15 protein-coding genes and 1 pseudogene are annotated in these 18,466 nt (G+C 70.9%); 8 read left to right on the top strand and 8 right to left on the bottom strand.

The features are described from left to right. Positions 1-86: 86 nt before the first annotated feature. Positions 87-887, bottom strand: coding sequence for a sugar phosphate isomerase/epimerase family protein (locus BM536_RS12785; RefSeq protein WP_073497373.1), 801 nt, complete (start codon positions 885-887; stop codon positions 87-89). 257 nt (positions 888-1,144) lie between these two features. After that, a pseudogene (locus BM536_RS12780) lies at positions 1,145-2,176 on the bottom strand (LacI family DNA-binding transcriptional regulator); the annotation flags it as partial. Positions 2,177-2,498: 322 nt separating this feature from the next. Between BM536_RS12780 and BM536_RS12775 the strand changes: the two are divergent. The 5 genes from BM536_RS12775 to BM536_RS12755 all read left to right on the top strand — a co-directional run bounded on the left by BM536_RS12775 (position 2,499) and on the right by BM536_RS12755 (position 6,382). Further along, entirely contained in the window at positions 2,499-3,650 is a 1,152-nt protein-coding gene (locus BM536_RS12775; RefSeq protein WP_073490738.1) for a Gfo/Idh/MocA family protein, read from the top strand. Next, a complete protein-coding gene (locus tag BM536_RS12770) occupies positions 3,647-4,801 on the top strand; it encodes a dihydrodipicolinate synthase family protein (protein WP_073490740.1) in 1,155 nt (384 codons plus the stop codon). Before BM536_RS12775 ends, BM536_RS12770 begins: the two co-directional genes overlap by 4 nt. Positions 4,802-4,830: 29 nt before the next feature. After that, complete coding sequence (locus BM536_RS12765) at positions 4,831-5,628, top strand: sugar phosphate isomerase/epimerase family protein (RefSeq protein WP_073490847.1); 798 nt, start codon at positions 4,831-4,833, stop codon at positions 5,626-5,628. Between the two features lie 83 nt (positions 5,629-5,711). Continuing rightward, complete coding sequence (locus BM536_RS12760) at positions 5,712-5,993, top strand: Arc family DNA-binding protein (RefSeq protein WP_073490849.1); 282 nt, start codon at positions 5,712-5,714, stop codon at positions 5,991-5,993. Further along, positions 5,990-6,382: a PIN domain-containing protein gene (locus BM536_RS12755; RefSeq protein WP_073490742.1), complete on the top strand. Its 393-nt coding sequence runs from the start codon at positions 5,990-5,992 to the stop codon at positions 6,380-6,382. Before BM536_RS12760 ends, BM536_RS12755 begins: the two co-directional genes overlap by 4 nt. A gap of 167 nt (positions 6,383-6,549) precedes the next feature. On the opposite strand, the gene BM536_RS12750 is transcribed toward BM536_RS12755, so the two are convergent. The 6 genes from BM536_RS12750 to BM536_RS12725 all read right to left on the bottom strand — a co-directional run bounded on the left by BM536_RS12750 (position 6,550) and on the right by BM536_RS12725 (position 14,046). Then, positions 6,550-7,758 (bottom strand): esterase/lipase family protein, encoded by a 1,209-nt coding sequence (locus BM536_RS12750; protein ID WP_073490744.1) that lies wholly within the window; start codon positions 7,756-7,758, stop codon positions 6,550-6,552. A 352-nt stretch (positions 7,759-8,110) separates the two neighbouring features. Beyond that, entirely contained in the window at positions 8,111-8,500 is a 390-nt protein-coding gene (gene rbsD / locus BM536_RS12745; protein WP_073490746.1) for a D-ribose pyranase, read from the bottom strand. Continuing rightward, the gene (locus BM536_RS12740; protein WP_094102940.1) at positions 8,497-9,411 is read right to left on the bottom strand and encodes a ribokinase; all 915 of its coding nucleotides are present in this window, start codon (positions 9,409-9,411) and stop codon (positions 8,497-8,499) included. Before BM536_RS12740 ends, rbsD begins: the two co-directional genes overlap by 4 nt. Before the next feature lie 93 nt (positions 9,412-9,504). Then, positions 9,505-11,454, bottom strand: coding sequence for an ABC transporter permease/substrate-binding protein (locus tag BM536_RS12735; RefSeq protein WP_094102939.1), 1,950 nt, complete (start codon positions 11,452-11,454; stop codon positions 9,505-9,507). After that, complete coding sequence (locus tag BM536_RS12730) at positions 11,444-13,015, bottom strand: sugar ABC transporter ATP-binding protein (protein ID WP_073490749.1); 1,572 nt, start codon at positions 13,013-13,015, stop codon at positions 11,444-11,446. Before BM536_RS12730 ends, BM536_RS12735 begins: the two co-directional genes overlap by 11 nt. Continuing rightward, positions 13,012-14,046, bottom strand: coding sequence for a LacI family DNA-binding transcriptional regulator (locus tag BM536_RS12725; protein ID WP_073490751.1), 1,035 nt, complete (start codon positions 14,044-14,046; stop codon positions 13,012-13,014). Before BM536_RS12725 ends, BM536_RS12730 begins: the two co-directional genes overlap by 4 nt. A 223-nt stretch (positions 14,047-14,269) precedes the next feature. Here BM536_RS12725 and BM536_RS12720 point away from each other — a divergent pair, with 223 nt between their 5' ends. The 3 genes from BM536_RS12720 (at position 14,270) to BM536_RS12710 (ending at position 18,446) form a co-directional block, all read left to right on the top strand. After that, the gene (locus BM536_RS12720) at positions 14,270-14,635 is read left to right on the top strand and encodes a cupin domain-containing protein (RefSeq protein ID WP_073490753.1); all 366 of its coding nucleotides are present in this window, start codon (positions 14,270-14,272) and stop codon (positions 14,633-14,635) included. Between the two features lie 64 nt (positions 14,636-14,699). After that, entirely contained in the window at positions 14,700-16,958 is a 2,259-nt protein-coding gene (gene recD2, locus BM536_RS12715; RefSeq protein ID WP_073490755.1) for an SF1B family DNA helicase RecD2, read from the top strand. A gap of 198 nt (positions 16,959-17,156) precedes the next feature. Next, positions 17,157-18,446 (top strand): citrate synthase, encoded by a 1,290-nt coding sequence (locus BM536_RS12710; RefSeq protein ID WP_073490758.1) that lies wholly within the window; start codon positions 17,157-17,159, stop codon positions 18,444-18,446. Positions 18,447-18,466: the final 20 nt, after the last annotated feature.

The following is an 18,466-nucleotide window of genomic DNA, read 5'->3' as shown; positions in this document are numbered from 1 at the left end:
CACCCCCGCTGACCCGCCAGTCAATTCCCGCCAAGCCAGGGGTGAGCGCCTCCCTCAGGTCGGCGCCACCCACCTCCCCTCCCCCCTCACGCCGACTCGTTGAGCAGCCTCGCCAGGTGCTCCCGCCCGGCTCCCAGCAGCCCGGCCAAAGGCTCGGCGTCGTCGTACCACCGCTTCTCGTACTCCCAGCACAGCCAGCCGTCCCACCCGTGCCGGGAGAGGACCTCCACACACTCGGCGAGCGGCAGCACCCCGGCGCCCAGCGCGACCGGCGTGCTGTCCTGGGCCGAGACGATGTCCTTGACCTGCACGTATCCGAGATACGGCGAGAGCGCGGCGTAACTGTCCTGCGGCTGCTCGCCGCCCAGCCAGGTGTGCATCACGTCCCACAACGCGCCCACCTGCCGGTGCCCGACCAGCCCGAGGACACGCGTCGCGGCGGCACCGGTGCGATGGGAGTCGTGGGTCTCCAGCAGGATGCGTACGCCGAGGTCGGCGCCGTACTCGGCGGCGGCCCCCAGCCGCCGGGCCGCGAGGGCGTCCGCTTCGGCCGGTTCCTGCCCGTCGGCACCGCCGGGGAACACCCGAACGTACGGCGCGCCGAGATCGCGGGCGAGTCCGACGAGCGCGCGGATCTCACCGAGCACGGCCTCGTCGTCCCCCGGAGCGGCCACGCGCGCATACCCCGCGACCCCGAGCACCTCGACCCCGGCCGCCTTGAACTCGGCGGCCACCTCGGCACGTCCGTCAGGGCCGAGGCCCGGATGCACGGGCTCCTCGGGATGGGCGCGCAGCTCGACACCGTGGTACCCGTGCGTGGTCGCGAGCCGCAGCACGTCGGAGATCGGAAGACCGGGAACACCAAGGGTGGAGAAGGCCAGCTTCATACCTTCGGACAGTACTAGCCACCCGCCCCACCGACGACCGCTACGAATCGACGAGGCGACCCCGTACCCCGAACCCGAACCACGACGAAGGGCCGGGCCGCGGTCCACCGGGAGCGGGCCGTGGCGGTGCGTCGCAAGCCCGTCGCGTAGCCCGTCTCCGCCCCGTAGGACCATGGCAGCGGGGGGGCAGTACGCCCGACTGGCGACGGACTCGACGCACCGCCACGGCCCCCGACCCCCACCCACTCACCCGCCGGACCCGAAGACCCCCGCACCATCAACTCCCCCCGCACCATGGCGATGCCCCCCGGCGGAGGCTCCTCCCGCCCCATGGCGATCCGCCCGGCCCGAGCCCCCGCCTCGGCCAACGGCAGCCGCACGGTGGTCAGCGCGGGCACGGCGTCGATGCTGAAGGGCAGGTCGTCGAAACCGGCTACGGAAACGTCGTCGGGAATGCGCAGCCCGGACTCCCGCAGGGCCGCGCACGCCCCCAGGGCGACGGAGTCGTTGGCGGCGACCACAGCGGTCAGCGCGGGATCCCGCCGCAGCAGCTCCAGCGTGGCCTCGTACCCCGCCCGCCGGTCGTACCGCCCGTGGACGGTCCAGCGAGGATCCTCCTCGATGCCGGCCGCGACCAGCGCCGCCCGGTGGCCCTCCAGCCGGTGCCGGGTGGTGGTGCGCTCCTCGGGACCGGCGATGTACCCGAGCCGCCGGTGCCCGAGCCCGATGAGGTGCTCGGTCAGTTCCCGCCCGCCGCCGCGGTTGTCGAAGGTGAGCGCGATCGCCCCGGTGCCGGGCGCCGGCGGTCGCCCGCACAGCACGACGCGGGTGCCCGCGGCCGCCAGCCGGCTCAGCTTCGACGCCACGGCCGTCGCGTGCGCCTCGTCCTCCATGGCCCCGCCGGTCAGCACCACGGCCGCGGCCCGCTGCCGCTGCAGGAGGGTGAGATAGGTCAGCTCGCGCTCGGGCGAGCCCCCGGTGTTGCACACCACCGCCAGCCGCTCACCCCCGGCGCGCCCGCCGGGCCCGCCGATCTCCGCCTGGATCGCGCTCGCCATGATCCCGAAGAAGGGGTCGGCGATGTCGTTGACCAGGATGCCCACCAGGTCGGAGGTGGCCGCGGCCAGCGCGCTGGCGGGACCGTTGAGCACGTAGTCCAGCTCGTCCACGGCCCGCAGCACCCGATCCCGGGTCGACGCGGCCACGGGGTAGTTCCCGTTCAGTACGCGCGACACCGTCGCGGGCGAGACCTGCGCGCGGGCCGCCACGTCCGCCAGGGTCACCGTCATGTCGTCGTCCTCCGGTCACGCATCTCGTCGTACGTCGTCGTACGCCCTGGTAGACAGCAGGTTCACCTGCCTGGTTCCGGGCGTGTCGAGCAGACCTTACGGCCCCGCACCCGAGTTGTTCGCCCCCTCGAACAACTCGGGATGGACACGGTCTTGTCCGGACCGCCGGTCAGAGGCTAGCTTCTCCCTTATAGAAAGCGCTTGCTGTGACGCTGATCAGTGCCGAGGCGTACGCGGCGCGCACAACCGCGTACGAGACGCGCGCGACGCTGCGGGCACCGCCGCGCACGACGCCGCGTACAACGCCTAAGAAGGGACCGACGTGACACGCAAGACGGTGCGTATCGCCATGAACGGCGTGACCGGGCGCATGGGTTACCGCCAGCATCTGGTCCGCTCCATCCTGGCCCTGCGCGAACAGGGCGGCCTCGACCTCGGCGACGGCACCGTGCTGTGGCCGGAGCCGATCCTGGTCGGCCGCCGGGAACACGCGCTGAAGGCGCTTGCTGAAAAGCACGGCCTGGAGCACGTCTCGACGGACGTGGACGAGGTCCTCGCCGACCCCACCGTCGACATCTACTTCGACGCCCAGGTCACCTCCGCCCGCGAGGAGGCCATCAGGAAGGCGATCGCGGCCGGCAAGCACGTCTACACCGAGAAGCCCACCGCCACCGGACTGGAGGGCGCCCTGGAGCTGGCCAGGCTCGCCGACGAGAAGGGCATCAAGCACGGTGTCGTCCAGGACAAGCTGTTCCTGCCGGGTCTGCTGAAGCTGAAGCGCCTCATCGACGGCGGCTTCTTCGGCCGGATCCTCTCCATCCGCGGCGAGTTCGGCTACTGGGTCTTCGAGGGCGACTGGCAGGCCGCCCAGCGCCCCTCCTGGAACTACCGCGCCGAGGACGGCGGCGGCATCGTCGTCGACATGTTCCCGCACTGGGAGTACGTCCTGCACGAGCTGTTCGGCCGCGTGAAGACGGTCCAGGCCATCGCCACCACCCACGTCCCGCAGCGCTGGGACGAGAACGGCAAGCCCTACGACGCCACGGCCGACGACTCCGCCTACGGCATCTTCGAACTCGAAGGCGGCGCCATCGCCCAGATCAACTCCTCCTGGACGGTCCGCGTCAACCGCGACGAACTCGTGGAGTTCCAGGTCGACGGCACCGAGGGCTCGGCCGTGGCAGGTCTGCGCAACTGCCGCGTCCAGCACCGCTCCGCCACCCCCAAGCCGGTGTGGAACCCGGACATCCCCGCCACCGAGGTGTTCCGCGACCAGTGGCAGGAGGTCCCCGACAACGGCGACTTCGACAACGGTTTCAAGGCCCAGTGGGAACTGTTCCTCAGGCACGTCTACGCCGACGCCCCCTACCACTGGAACCTCCTGGCCGGCGCCCGCGGCGTCCAGCTCGCCGAGCTGGGCCTGAAGTCCTCCGCGCAGGGCCGCCGCCTCGACGTCCCGGAGATCGCGCTGTGACCATCCGACTCCCGGACTCCAGTGGGATCCTGCGGACCTACGAACCCCGCACGGAGCCCCTCGCGGCAACGACCGGAAGCGCTTTCACCTCCCGTACGGTCTTCTCCGCGGCGCACGTCGTCGCGGACCCGTTCGCCGACGTGTCGCCCGACTCACCGGCTGCCGTCGACTGGGACGCCACCCTCGCCTTCCGCCGCCACCTGTGGTCCCACGGGCTCGGCGTCGCCGAGGCGATGGACACCGCCCAGCGCGGCATGGGTCTGGACTGGGCGGGAGCGGCCGAGCTGATCCGCCGCTCGGCGGCCGAGGCGAAAGCGGTGGGCGGCCTGATCGCCTGCGGTGTCGGCACCGACCAGCTCACCGGCCCGGCGTCCCTCGCCGAGGTCCGGGCGGCCTACGAGGAGCAGCTCGCCCTCGTCGAGGCCTCCGGCGCCCAGGCCGTCCTGATGGCGTCCCGCGCCCTGGCCGCGGCCGCCACGGGCCCCGAGGACTACCTCGGCGTCTACGGCCACCTCCTGCGCCAGTCCGCCGAGCCGGTGATCCTGCACTGGCTGGGCCCGATGTTCGACCCGGCGCTGGAAGGCTACTGGGGCTCGTCCGACCTGGACGCGGCGACGGAGGTGTTCCTCCAGGTCATCGCGGCCCACCCGGACAAGGTCGACGGCATCAAGGTCTCCCTGCTCGACGCCGGGCGCGAGGTGGACCTGCGCCGCCGCCTGCCGGACGGAGTCCGCTGCTACACCGGCGACGACTTCAACTACCCCGAGCTGATCGCGGGCGACGAGCAGGGCTTCAGCCACGCCCTCCTCGGCATCTTCGACCCGCTGGGCCCGCTGGCGGCGGAGGCGGTCCGGGTCCTGGACACGGGGGACGTATCCGGTTTCCGGCAGTTGCTGGACCCCACGGTCGACCTCTCCCGCCACCTCTTCCAGACCCCGACCCGCTTCTACAAGACGGGCGTGGTCCTCCTGGCCTGGCTGGCCGGCCACCAGTCGCACTTCGCGATGGTCGGCGGCCTCCAGTCGGCCCGCTCCCTCCCGCACCTGGCCCGCGCCTACGAACTCGCCGACGGCCTCGGCCTGTTCCCCGACCCCAAGCTCGCCGAGGAACGGATGAAGAACCTGCTCGCCCTGTACGGGGTGAACCAGTGACCGGTCTCGGGCGTTTCAGCATCAACCAGATGACGGTGAAGCAGCTGTCGATGCCCGAACTGGTTGCCGCCTGCCGCGACCTGGGCATCGGCAACGTCGGCCTCTGGCGCGAGCCGGTCCGGGCGTACGGCGTCGAGGAGACCGCGAAGCTGGTCCGTGACGCGGGCCTGACGGTGACGACGTTGTGCCGCGGGGGCTTCCTCACGGCCGTCGACCCGGACGAGCGCGCGGCGGCCCTGGCCGACAACCGCCGGGCGGTCGACGAGGCGGCGACCCTGGGCACCGAGGTCCTGGTCCTCGTCTCCGGCGGCCTCCCGGCGGGCTCGAAGGACCTGCACGCAGCCCGCGAACGCATCGCGGACGCGCTGACGGAACTCGGCCCCTACGCCGAGGACCACGGGGTGAAGCTGGCCATCGAACCCCTGCACCCCATGTACGCCGCCGACCGCTGCGTGGTCTCGACCCTCACCCAGGCCCTGGACATCGCGGAACGCTTCCCGGCCCACCAGGTGGGCGTCACGGTCGACACGTACCACATCTGGTGGGACGACCAGGCCCCCGCCCAGATCGCCCGAGCGGGCGCCTCCGGCCGCATCCACACCTTCCAACTGGCCGACTGGACCACCCCGTTGCCCGAAGGCGTCCTGAACGGCCGGGGACAGATCGGCGACGGCGCGATCGACATGCGCGCATGGCGGACCCACGTGGAGACGGCCGGCTACACGGGCGCGATCGAGGTCGAACTGTTCAACGACGCGCTGTGGGCGCGGGACGGCCGAGAGGTCCTGGCGGAGACGGCGGCACGGTTCGTGGCGCACACGGCGTAGTGCTCGGCGGCGGTCGCCGGAGGGAGGAAGACCTCTCCGGCGACCGCCGTCCACGGGGCGTATACGTGACGTATACTCCCGGCATGGCCGACGTGATGATCCGTGTACCCGCCGAAGTCCGTGACCAGCTCGCCGCCGTGGCCGAGGCCAGGGGCAGCAGCCTCCGCGCCCTCATGCAGGAGATAGCGGCGGAGGTGCTTACTCCAGAACAGATCGAGGAGCGAGCAGACCACACCCGCACGCTGCTGGCCGAGCGCTTCGGGCACTACGTGTCGGACGAGGAGTCCGCCGAGATGCGGCGCAAGATGAGGGCGGCCTCCGCCGCTCACCGTGCGGGCCCGGCTGGGTCGGAGCCGTCCCCTTGAGCCGGACCGAGCACTTCGTCCTCGATACGCCCACTCTCCTCGCGCTGGGAGGCGACAAGCAGGTTTCCGGCCTCATTCACGCCGCGGCGGCCAGCGATGACATGCGGCTGTGGGTGCCCGTCCTGTGCCTTGTGGAGGCCGAGCGCCGGCGCGCCGGGATCGTCGACCACGTGGGCGTTCTGGTGGACGTACTCCATGTCGTCGAAGACGATTTCGCCATGGCGGTGACCATCGCCCGACTGGGGAGCGCGGGTGTCGACTTCGGCGTCGCGGCCGCCGTGCATGCCGTGAGCCCCAACCAGACCCTTCCCATGGGTGGTCTGATCGCCACGGTGGCACCGGACCCCTACACAGGACTGGGCGTCGGGGTCATGGACCTGAACCGCTGAGGACCGGTGCGGCACGGGCCACGCCTCGGCGAGGCCTTGCGAGACGTCAGGAGGGTGGCTGGGAGTCGCGGTGGACGGCTTGCCGTGCGGAGTGACGAAGGGGCCGCCCTCCGCCGCATGTGAGCGGACAGAGGGCGGCCCCCGCGGTACCTGGCGTGGGCGTCGGGTCAGTCGGGCAGGCGGTCCATCAGCCAGGTGCAGAGTTCAGCGGTGATCGCCGTGTGCTCGGTCGTCGTGGGCGAGCAGAAGAAGTCGTCCAACTCGCTCTCCTCCCGGGCGAGTTCACTGATCGGCGTGTACAGGTCCTCCTGCGTCTCGACGTCGCGGATGGCCACCGCGCTCACCGACGCGACGAAACAGACGTCCTCGTGCCGCAGATCCACCGTGGCGCCGAGCTTCTTCATCGCGTCGGCGAGGATCTTGTACGTGTGCAGCGTGCCGCCGGGAGCGCCGTCCACTTCAGGGAAGCCGCTGGTCGTGACGGTCTCTTCGGCCTTGGGGAACCGCCGGTACAGGTAGGCGGCCGTGACGTCGTCCCCCTGCGCCTGGGTGTAGAAAGTCGTGCCGGGGTAGATCCCGTCGATCCGCAGCGCGACCTCGCCGGGCAGCACCTCGGGCAGGCCGACCCCGTCGGCGCGGCCGTTGGCGACGGCGATCTTCACCGGGATCTGCGGCCAGCCGCCGAGGCGGCCGAGGGCGTCCAGGAACTCGGTGCGCTCCGGGGCGACCCCGATCTTCTTGGTGTCCTTGTCGTAGTGCCGCCACAGCATCTGGCGCGCGGCCGGGCTGTCCATCTGCTTCGCGAAGGCGTTCGGGAACGGGATGAAGTGCGAGAACGCCTGCACGCCGACGGGGATGGAGGCGCCGCGGTGCGGGCTGTCGTAGGAGAAGTACACCGCGGTCTCGTGGTTCATCCGCTGGCGCTCCATGTGGGCCAGGGCGTAGCGGGTCACGATGCCGCCCATGCTGAACCCGCCGACGACCAGCGGGGCGTCACCCCGTCGTCGGCCGATGGTCTCCCTGATGACGGCTTCGGCGGCGCGCGCGTTGTCCAGGATGGACGCGCTGCGCTCCTCGAAGCCGAGGAGGATCACGTCCCTGCCACGCCGGTGCAGTTCGCTGATGAACTGGTAGCCGCTCTCCAGGCCCTGGTAGGTCTTGTCCAGTTCGCTGCGGCCGAGGTTGAAGCCGTCGGCCATGATCACGGGCCGGACGACCGTGCCGTCGGTGTTGCCGTCGGCGGGGAAGACCCAGGCGAAGCCGTTCGGCAGGGGCCACTCGGCGTGGTCCGGTACCTCGACCGGTTGGGCGGGGGCGGTGGTCAGCGGGTCGGCGAGGGTGAACGTACCGACGTTGGGCTCGGTCGTTTCGGACATGGTCGTACTCCTCGGGAGGAGGGTGGGGGAGACCACGCCATCATGGTGGGCGTTTCGGCACGACCACCGCTTTGACCTGCGGGTTTCATCACAACAGGTGGTCTTCTCGCGCGCCGGTTTGATGCGCCTGGCATGTGCCGGTGGCCAGATTCCTTCGCTTGTCCGTTCCGCTTCGTCATTTCCCCGGCGACCGTGCAACCGTTCCGGCTTGATGCGGGTCATACACGGTGTCAGGACTTCCGGAGGGGGGATCCGGGGGGATCGCGGGGGTTCTGGCGACGGAGGGGGCAAGCAAGAGGGGCCTGGTCGACGGACCGGGCCCCTCGAAGCATGCGCGGTGATCACCAGGCGGTCAGAAGAACACCCCGCACCGCAGCAGCACGTTCGCGTACGGCCGTGCCTCCCCGGTCCGCACCACCAGCCGCGCCCCCGCCGACAGCCTCTTCAGCTGCTCGTGCGGGACCAGGACCAGCCCGGGGAAGTGCCCGTCCAGCAGCCCGGCCGCCGCCGGGTTCGCCTCCCGTACCTCGCGGGCCGCCGTCGCGCCCTCCACGACCAGCTCGGCCAGCAGGCCCTCCAGGACCTCGGCGAACGACGGCACCCCCGCCCGGAAGGCCAGGTCCACGACTCGCGGACCGTCGGGTATCGGCATGCCCGCGTCGCACACCAGCACCCCGTGCCCGTGCCCCAACTCGGCCAGCGCGCCCGCGAGATGGCGATTGAGTATCCCGCCCCTCCTCACCGGCCCTCGACCTCCGCCGCCGTCGGGAACGACTCCTGCGCGCCCCGCCGGGTCACCGCCACGGCCCCCACCCGCGCCGCGTACGCCGCCGCCTCCGCGAGCGAGGAGCCGGCACCCAGCTTCCACGCCAGCGCCGCCGTGAAGGAGTCGCCCGCCCCGGTCGTGTCCACGGCGTCCACCCGCACCGCCGCCACCCGCTCCACACCCTCCGCCGACGCCACCAGCGCGCCCCGCGAACCCAGCGTCACCACCACCGACTTCGGCCCCTTGGCGAGCAGCACCCGCGCCCAGTCCTCGGGCCGGTCACCGACGGCCGAGCCGCCGTCGACGGCGCCGAGGATCACCTTCGCCTCGTGCTCGTTGACGATCAGCGGATCGCAGGCCGCCAGCACCTCGGCCGGCAACGGGCGCGGCGGTGACGGGTTCAGCACGAAGCGGCTGCCCGGCGCCAGACTCCGTACGACCTCCACGACCGTCTCCAGCGGGATCTCCAACTGCGCCGACACCACGCGGGAGGCGTGGAACAGCCCGGCGGCGGCACGCACGTCCTCCGGTGTCAGGCGGCCGTTCGCGCCCGGGGACACCACGATGCTGTTGTCGCCCGACGGGTCCACCGTGATCAGCGCGATTCCGGTCGGCGCCCCGCCCACCAGCACGCCCACGGTGTCGACCCCGGCCGCCCGCTGCGAGTCGAGCAGCAGCCGGCCGTACGCGTCGTCGCCGATCCGGGCCAGCAGCGCCGTACGGGCGCCGAGGCGGGCGGCCGCGACCGCCTGGTTGGCGCCCTTGCCGCCCGGATGGACGGCCAGGTCCGAGCCGAGGACGGTCTCGCCCGCCGCCGGGCGCCGTTCGACGCCGATCACCAGGTCGGCGTTGGCCGACCCTACGACCAGAAGGTCGTAGTCGTACATGAGAACTCCCCTACGTACGTCGTACGTGACGTGGGGCGGGCGGTCTCCCGACCGCCGCCCGCATCGCCCGCCTGCCGAACCGCTTGCCGACGGTCAGCCGGTGAAGCCGGCCACGTTCGCCTTCGTGACCACCTTCACCGGCACCTTCACCGTCTCCGCGACCTTCTTGCCCTGGAACGCCTTCAGCGCGTTGTCCACGGCGATCCTGCCCAACTGCGAGGGCTGCTGCGCCACGGACGCGTACAGCGTGCCGTTCGTGACCGCGGTCAGGCCGTCCGGGGTGCCGTCGAAGCCGACGACCTGGACGGACTTGCCGGCCTTGGAGCCGAGTGCCTTGATCGCGCCGAGCGCCATCTCGTCGTTGGCGGCGATGACGCCCTGGACGTCCGGGTGCGCCTGGAGCAGGTTCGACATCACGTCGAGGCCCTTGGTCCGGTCGAAGTCGGCCGGCTGCTGGGCCAGCACCTGGATGCCCGGGAAGGCCTTCAGGCCCTTCGCGAAGCCCTCGGCGCGCTCCCGGGCCGCCGACGTGCCCGCCTGGCCCTGGAGGATCACGATCTTCCCGGTGCCGCCGAGCTTCTCGGCGACCGTCCTGGCGGCGAGTTCACCGCCGGCCACGTTGTCGGAGGCCACGAGGGTGTCCGTGGTCGCCTTGTTGACGCCTCGGTCGACCGCGACGACCGGGATCTTCGCCTTGTCGGCGGCCCGTACGGCCGGCCCGGCCGCGTCGGAGTCCACCGGGTTGACGATGATCGCGTCGTAGCCGGAACTGGTGAAGTTCTGGAGCTGGTTGGCCTGCTGAGAGGCGTCGTTCTGCGCGTCGGTGACGGTCAGGTCGACACCCAGCTTCTTCGCCTCGGCCTTCGCGCCCGCCTGGATCTGCACGAAGAACGGGTTGTTGAGGGTGGACAGCGCCAGACCGACCTTCGGGTTCGACGTCGACGAGGAACCGCTGTGCAGGAAGGAGGTCGCGCCGACCACCGCCACGGTGACGACCGCGGCGAGCCCGTACGTCATCGCCTGCCGGCCCTTGCCGCCACCGGTCCCGGCGGCCACCGGGGTCGCCCCGGCCTTGCGGCGCACGGTGTCCAGCAGGACGGCCAGCGCGATGACGACACCGATGACGACCTGCTGCCAGAACGCCGACACGGACAGGAGGTTGAGGCCGTTGCGCAGCACCGCCAGGATCAGCGCGCCGATCAGGGTGCCGGACGCCTTGCCCGTACCTCCCGCGAGGGACGCGCCGCCGATGACGACGGCGGCGATCGCGTCCAGCTCGTAGCCGTCGGCGGCCTGCGGCTGCGCGGAGGACAGCCGGGAGGCGAGCACGATGCCCGCGGCGGCGGCGAACACGCCGGACAGCGCGTAGATCGCGAGCTTCTGCTTCTTCACCCGCAGCCCGGACAGGCGCGCGGCCTCCTCGTTGCCGCCGATGGCGTACATCGAGCGGCCGATGTAGGTGCGGCCGAGGACGAACGCGGCGATCAGACCCATGACGACCATGACCAGCACGGGCACCGGCAGCCAGCCGCCGAGCGTGTCCCCGAGGTGCGAGACGGAGTCGGGGAAGGCGATCGGGGAACCCTCGGAGATCACCAGCGACAGGCCGCGCGCCACCGACAGCATGGCGAGCGTCGCGATGAACGGCGGCAACTTGCCGTAGGCGATGAGGAAACCGTTCACCAGCCCGGCCACGATGCCGGTGGCGACGGCCAGGACGACCGCGAGGACGACCGGCACGCCGTGCGAGGTGGCGCTCCAGGCGAGGACCGTGGCCGACAGCGCCGCCACCGAGCCGACCGACAGGTCGATGCCCGCCGAGACGATCACGAAGGTCACGCCGAAGGCGAGGATGGCGGTCACGGCCGCCTGGACGCCCACGTTGAGCAGGTTGTCCGTGGTCAGGAAGTCACCCGACAGCGCCGACATGGCGATGAGGAGGACGATGAGCGCGGTGAGCGCCCCGTTGTCGAGCAGCAGGCGGCGCACCGCCGCGGCGCCGCCACCGGCGCCCGTCGTGCTCTTGAGCGTGTCAGCGGCCACGGCCGGTCTCCACTTCGGAAGTAGCAGGGGTGGTAGGGGTGGTGAGAGGTGGTCGGGGGCGACCGGGGGTGGTGGGGGTGCTCACGGCGAGTGCCATCACCGCGTCCTGAGTGGCCTCGTCCGCCGCGAGTTCGCCGGCGATCCGGCCCTGGGCCATCACCAGCACCCGGTCGCTCATGCCGAGCACCTCGGGCAGATCGCTGGAGATCATCAGGACGGCGGCCCCGGCGGCCGTCAGCTCGTTGATCAGCTGGTAGATCTCGACCTTGGCGCCGACGTCGATACCGCGCGTCGGCTCGTCGAGGATCAGCACCCTGGTGTCCGCCAGCAGCCACTTGCCGATGACGACCTTCTGCTGGTTCCCGCCGGACAGCGTCCGCACCTGCTGGCCGAGCCCGGCCATGCGCACGCCGAGCTGCGCGGCGATGCGGCCCGCGGCCTCGTGCTGCCCCCTGAGGTCGACGAGCCCGGCACGGGTGGCCGAACGCAGGGTGACCAGGCCGAGGTTCTCCTCGACGGAGGCGTCCAGCACCAGCCCCTGGCCCTTGCGGTCCTCCGGCACGAGCCCGATCCCGGCGGCCATGGCCGCGGTCACGTCGTGGCGGCGCAGCCGCTCGCCCGCCACCCGCACGGCCCCGTGGTCGTACGGGTCCGCCCCGAACACGGCCCGTACGACCTCGGTACGACCCGCGCCCACCAGCCCCGCCACTCCGACGACCTCGCCGGCCCGCACCTCGAAGCTGACGTCGTGGAAGACCCCGTCCCGCGTCAGCCCCTCGACGGACAGCAGGGCGGCGCCGGTGTCGGCGCGCTCGCGCGGGTACTGCTGCTCGATGGAACGGCCCACCATCAGCCGTACGAGCTCGTCCTCTGGCGTGGACGCCGGGACCTGCCCGACGCTCCTGCCGTCCCGGATGACCGTGACCCGGTCGCCCAGGGCCGCGATCTCCTCCAGGTGATGGGTGATGAACACGATGCCCACGCCGTCCTCGCGCAGCCTGCGCACGATCGCGAAGAGCTTCTCGACCTCCTCGGAGGTGAGCACGGCGGTCGGCTCGTCCATGATCAGCACGCGCGCGTCCAGGCTCAGCGCCTTGGCGATCTCGACCATCTGGAGGCGCGCGATGCCCAGTTCACGCACCCGCGCGCGGGGCGACACGGGGACGCCGACCCGCTCCAGCAGGACGGCGGCGTCGGCCTCCATCCGCTTGCGGTCGATCATCCCGAACCGGCGGGGCTGGCGCCCCAGGAAGATGTTCTCGGCGACCGTCAGGTCCGGTACCAGGTTGAACTCCTGGTAGATGGTCGCGATCCCGAGACGCTCGGAATCCTGCGCCCCGTGGATGCGCACCTCCTCGCCGCCGGCCAGGATCCGCCCGGCGTCGGGCGTGTAGGCGCCGGAGAGCATCTTGATGAGGGTGCTCTTGCCCGCGCCGTTCTCACCGAGCAGCACATGCACCTCGCCCCGCCGCAGATCGAAGTCGACGCTGTCGAGCGCGACCACTCCGGGGAAGGTCTTGCGTATGCCTTCGATGCGCAGCAACTCGTCCGCGTTGCTCACGACTGGCTCCTGTTCCTTGCTGAGTTCTCACCGTCGTGGCCGTCCTCACCGCACGAGCGGCGCACGACGAGACGGGCGGGGAGGGTGACGGACCGCGGGGCCCGCCCCTCGATCCGGTCGACCAGCGCGCGTACGGCCGCGCGCCCCAGCTCGCCCGTCGGCTGGGCGATGGCGGTGATCGGGGGATCGGTGTGCACGAACCACGGGATGTCGTCGAACGCGGCGAGCGCGATGTCGTCGGGCACGCGCAGCCCACGCGCGCGAACGGCGTCCAGCGCGCCGAGCGCCATCAGGTTGTCGGCGGCGAACACGACCTCGGGCGGCTCGGGCAGGTCGAGGAAGCCCTCGGTGACCCGCCGTCCGCTCTCGGCCTGGAAGTCGCCCTGCCCGATGTAGACGTCCGGGAGATCGATGCCGCAGGCGCCGAGGGCCTCCCGGAAGGCCTCGACGCGCTCACTGCCGGTGGTGGTGGCGGCCGGGCCCGCGATGATCGCGAGCCGGCGGTGCCCCAGCCGGTGCAGATGCGCCACCAGGTCCTGTACGGCGGCCCGTCCGTCCGCCCGGACGACCGGCACGTCCACGCCCGGGATCCACCGGTCGACGAACACCATCGGGGTCCCCGCGCGCGCGGCGTCCAGCATCAGCGGCGATCCGCCGTCGGTGGGCGAGACGAGCAGACCGTCGATACGGCGGTCCAGCAGGGTCCGTACGTGGTGGTCCTGGAGGTCGGGCCGCTCGTCGGCGTTGCCGATGATGACGCTGTAGCCGAGCGCGCGGGCCTCCTCCTCCACGGAGCGGGCCAGCTCGGTGAAGTAGGGGTTCATCACGTCGCTGATGACCAGGCCCAGGGTGCGGGTCTGGTCGGTGCGCAGCGACCGGGCGACGGCGTTCGGGCGGTAGCCCAGCGCCTCGACGGCGGCCAGCACACGCGCGCGTGCGTCCGCGCTGACCGACGGATGGTCGTTGAGGACCCGCGACACCGTGGCGACGGAAACGCCCGCCTCGGCAGCGACGTCCTTGATGCTCGCCATCGCCGCTCCACCTCCTCGTGGAATCGATTACAACGCCGTACGGGAAGGATTGGAATCGATTACACGGAGGTAAATCAAGACCCTGGCAAGCCCGAGACCGAAACGTGACGGAACGCGCCCGTCCGCGCTCCGGTCGCAGGCCGGGCCCAGGAGGCACAGCCTGGAAGGACGCAAAGGTCGTCTGCGAGGCCCGTCGCTCAGGCGGACCGGAGACGGAGCAGTCATGACGTCGAGGACCAGGAACGACGTCCCCGTCGTGCTCGAGGGCGACGGGGTCGAACTGCGCATCGAGCCGATCGGAGGCGGCCTGTCCGTCGGCTACGTCACCCTCCCGAAGGGCACCGACATGGGCCCCGCGCTCAAGGGCCTGCCCGACGACGCCTGCCAGTGCCCGCACTGGGGCTACATGCTCAAGGGCCGGCTGCGGATGCTCACGGCCGAGGGCGAGCGGTTCTACGAGGCGGGACAGGCCTACTACTGGGCGCCCGGCCACGTACCGACGGCCCTGGAGGACTGCGAACTCGTCGAGTTCTCCCCGACCGAGGACTTCCGGACGGTGATCGACCATGTGACCGCCCAGGCCGGATGAGCTTCGGCCGCGCACCGGATGAGGTGTCGGACCCACTGTCGGTGCCGAGCGGTACCGTCGGATCATGGAGCGACCGACGGCCAGCGGGGACCGGCAACTTGCCGTACTGGAAGGCGTACTGGAGCGCATCACGTACGCGAACGAGGAAACCGGCTACACGGTCGCCCGCGTCGACACCGGCCGCGGCGCCGGTGACCTGCTGACGGTCGTCGGCGCGCTGCTCGGCGCCCAGGCCGGCGAGTCCCTGCGCATGGAGGGCCGCTGGGGCTCCCACCCGCAGTACGGCAAGCAGTTCACCGTCGAGAACTACACGACACTCCTCCCCGCCACCATCCAGGGCATCCGCCGCTACCTCGGATCAGGGCTGGTCAAGGGCATCGGCCCGGTCTTCGCCGACCGCATCACCCAGCACTTCGGCATGGACACCCTGAAGATCATCGAGGAGGAGCCGAAGCGCCTCGTCGAGGTGCCCGGCCTCGGCCCGAAGCGCACCAGGAAGATCGCCGAGGCCTGGGAGGAACAGAAGGCGATCAAGGAGGTCATGCTCTTCCTCCAGAGCGTCGAGGTGTCGACGTCGATCGCGGTCCGCATCTACAAGAAGTACGGCGACGCCTCGATCGCGGTCGTGAAGAACCAGCCGTACCGCCTGGCGTCCGACGTCTGGGGCATCGGCTTCCTCACCGCCGACAAGATCGCCCAGTCCGTCGGCATCCCGCACGACAGCCCGGAGCGCGTCAAGGCGGGCCTCCAGTACGCGCTGTCCCAGTCCAGCGACCAGGGCCACTGCTACCTCCCAGAGGAGCGCCTGATCGCCGACGCGGTCAAGCTGCTGCAGGTCGACACCGGCCTCGTCATCGAGTGCCTCGCCGAACTCGCCGCGCCCCCCGAGGAGGGCGAGGACCCCGGCGTCGTACGGGAGAAGGTGCCGGGCCCCGACGGCGGCGCGGAACCGGTCACGGCCGTCTATCTGGTCCCCTTCCACCGGGCCGAACTCTCCCTCTCCGCCCAGCTGTTGCGCCTCCTGCGCACGGGCGAGGACCGCATGCCGGCCTTCCGTGACGTGGCGTGGGACAAGGCGCTGGCCTGGCTGCGGACCCGTACCGGGGCCGACCTCGCCCCCGAGCAGGAGGCCGCCGTCAAGCTGGCGTTGACCGAGAAGGTCGCCGTGCTGACCGGCGGCCCCGGTTGCGGCAAGTCCTTCACGGTCCGTTCGATCGTGGAACTGGCCCGCGCCAGGAAGGCCAAGGTGGTACTCGCCGCCCCCACCGGCCGCGCCGCCAAGCGCCTCGCCGAACTGACCGGCGCGGAGGCCTCCACCGTGCACCGGCTCCTCGAACTGAAGCCCGGCGGCGACGCGGCGTACGACCGCGACCGCCCGCTGGACGCCGATCTGGTGGTCGTCGACGAGGCCTCGATGCTGGACCTGCTGCTCGCCAACAAACTCGTGAAGGCGATCCCGCCGGGCGCCCACCTCCTCTTCGTCGGCGACGTGGACCAGCTCCCCAGCGTCGGCGCCGGGGAGGTGCTGCGCGACATGCTCGCCGAGGGCGGCCCGATCCCCGCCGTGCGCCTGCTGCGCGTGTTCCGCCAGGCCCAGCAGTCCGGCGTGGTGACCAACGCGCACCGGATCAACGCCGGGCAGCATCCGCTCACCGACGGCATGAAGGACTTCTTCCTGTTCGTCGCGGACGACACGGAGGAGGCGGGCCGGCTCACGGTGGATGTGGCGGCCCGCCGCATTCCGGCCAAGTTCGGCCTCGACCCGCGCCGGGACGTGCAGGTGCTCGCGCCCATGCACCGCGGTCCGGCCGGCGCCGGCGCACTCAACGGCCTGCTCCAGCAGGCCATCACCCCGGGCCGCCCCGACGTACCCGAGAAGCGGTTCGGCGGCCGGGTCTTCCGCGTCGGCGACAAGGTCACCCAGATCCGCAACAACTACGACAAGGGGGAGAACGGCGTCTTCAACGGCACGGTGGGCGTGGTCACCTCGCTCGATCCGGTCGACCAGCGCCTCACGGTGCTGACCGACGAGGACGAGGAGGTGCCCTACGAGTTCGATGAGCTGGACGAACTGGCCCACGCGTACGCGGTGACGATCCACCGTTCACAGGGGAGTGAATATCCCGCGGTGGTGATCCCCGTCACCACCGGAGCATGGATGATGCTCCAGCGGAACCTCTTGTATACGGCCGTCACCCGGGCCAAGAGGCTGGTCGTCCTCGTCGGCTCCCGCAAGGCCATCGGCCAGGCGGTGCGCACCGTGTCGGCGGGCCGCCGTTGCACGGCTCTGGACCACCGGCTCTCCGGACAGTACAGAAAATGATCGATCAAATGAGTCACGAAGGTCACAGAGCACTTCCGCAACCGTGACGGAGGCGGCAGGATGAGCAAGTTGGCGGCACTGAGTGCCGTGGATACGCCCAATGGCCGACCCCGAGTGCACTCTCCTGCGCCAAATGGGGGATGGTAGAGACAGTCAGGGCAACCTCGAAGAAGAGGCACAACGTCGGTGAGGGATGACGTGAGCGACAACTCTGTAGTACTGCGGTACGGCGACGGCGAGTACACCTACCCGGTGATCGACAGCACCGTCGGCGACAAGGGCTTCGACATCGGGAAGCTCCGCGCCCAGACCGGTCTTGTGACCCTGGACAGCGGCTACGGCAACACCGCCGCCTATAAATCCGCCATCACCTACCTCGACGGCGAACAGGGCATCCTCCGGTACCGCGGCTACCCGATCGAGCAGTTGGCCGAGCGGTCGACCTTCCTCGAGGTCGGCTACCTGCTGATCAACGGCGAGCTGCCCACCGTCGACGAGCTGAGCGCGTTCAAGAACGACATCACGCAGCACACCCTGCTGCACGAGGACGTCAAGAACTTCTACCGGGGCTTCCCGCGCGACGCACACCCGATGGCGATGCTGTCGTCGGTCGTCTCGGCGCTGTCGACGTTCTACCAGGACAGCCACAACCCGTTCGACGAGAAGCAGCGCAACCTCTCGACGATCCGGCTGCTCGCCAAGCTCCCCACGATCGCGGCATACGCGTACAAGAAGTCGATCGGTCACCCGTTCGTCTACCCGCGCAACGACCTCGGCTACGTCGAGAACTTCCTCCGCATGACCTTCTCGGTCCCCGCGCAGGAGTACGACCCGGACCCGGTCGTCGTCTCCGCCCTCGACAAGCTGCTGATCCTGCACGCGGACCACGAGCAGAACTGTTCGACGTCCACGGTCCGCCTGGTCGGCTCCTCGCAGGCCAACATGTTCGCGTCGATCTCGGCCGGCATCAACGCCCTGTGGGGCCCGCTGCACGGCGGCGCCAACCAGTCCGTCCTGGAGATGCTCGAGGGCATCCAGGCCAACGGCGGCGATGTCGACTCCTTCATCCGCAAGGTGAAGAACAAGGAGGACGGCGTCCGCCTGATGGGCTTCGGCCACCGGGTGTACAAGTCCTTCGACCCGCGCGCGAAGATCATCAAGGCGGCCGCGCACGACGTCCTCTCGGCCCTCGGCAAGTCCGACGAGCTGCTGGACATCGCGCTGAAGCTGGAGGAGCACGCGCTCTCCGACGACTACTTCGTCTCGCGCAACCTCTACCCGAACGTCGACTTCTACACCGGCCTGATCTACCGGGCCATGGGCTTCCCGACCGAGATGTTCACGGTCCTGTTCGCCCTCGGCCGCCTGCCGGGCTGGATCGCCCAGTGGCACGAGATGATCAAGGAGCCGGGCTCCCGCATCGGCCGCCCGCGCCAGATCTACACGGGCGTCGTGGAGCGCGACTTCGTGCCGGTGGAGCAGCGCTGACTTCTGCCGGCGGGGCGCTT

It is taken from the genome of Streptomyces phaeoluteigriseus (assembly GCF_001896135.2).
In the GTDB taxonomy this organism is placed as follows: Bacteria; Actinomycetota; Actinomycetes; order Streptomycetales; family Streptomycetaceae; genus Streptomyces; species Streptomyces phaeoluteigriseus.
The sequence above is the reverse complement of the archived record's forward strand: the minus strand, read 5'-3'. Positions and strand labels throughout refer to the sequence as shown.

Coding starts and splice junctions, on each gene's coding strand:
- BM536_RS12785 (WP_073497373.1), bottom strand. CDS start 887: ATGAAGCTGGCCTTCTCCACCCTTGGTGTTCCCGGTCTTCCGATCTCC.
- BM536_RS12750 (WP_073490744.1), bottom strand. CDS start 7,758: ATGTCCGAAACGACCGAGCCCAACGTCGGTACGTTCACCCTCGCCGAC.
- BM536_RS12765 (WP_073490847.1), top strand. CDS start 4,831: ATGACGGTGAAGCAGCTGTCGATGCCCGAACTGGTTGCCGCCTGCCGC.
- BM536_RS12720 (WP_073490753.1), top strand. CDS start 14,270: ATGACGTCGAGGACCAGGAACGACGTCCCCGTCGTGCTCGAGGGCGAC.
- BM536_RS12740 (WP_094102940.1), bottom strand. CDS start 9,411: ATGTACGACTACGACCTTCTGGTCGTAGGGTCGGCCAACGCCGACCTG.
- BM536_RS12725 (WP_073490751.1), bottom strand. CDS start 14,046: ATGGCGAGCATCAAGGACGTCGCTGCCGAGGCGGGCGTTTCCGTCGCC.
- recD2 (WP_073490755.1), top strand. CDS start 14,700: ATGGAGCGACCGACGGCCAGCGGGGACCGGCAACTTGCCGTACTGGAA.
- BM536_RS12760 (WP_073490849.1), top strand. CDS start 5,712: ATGGCCGACGTGATGATCCGTGTACCCGCCGAAGTCCGTGACCAGCTC.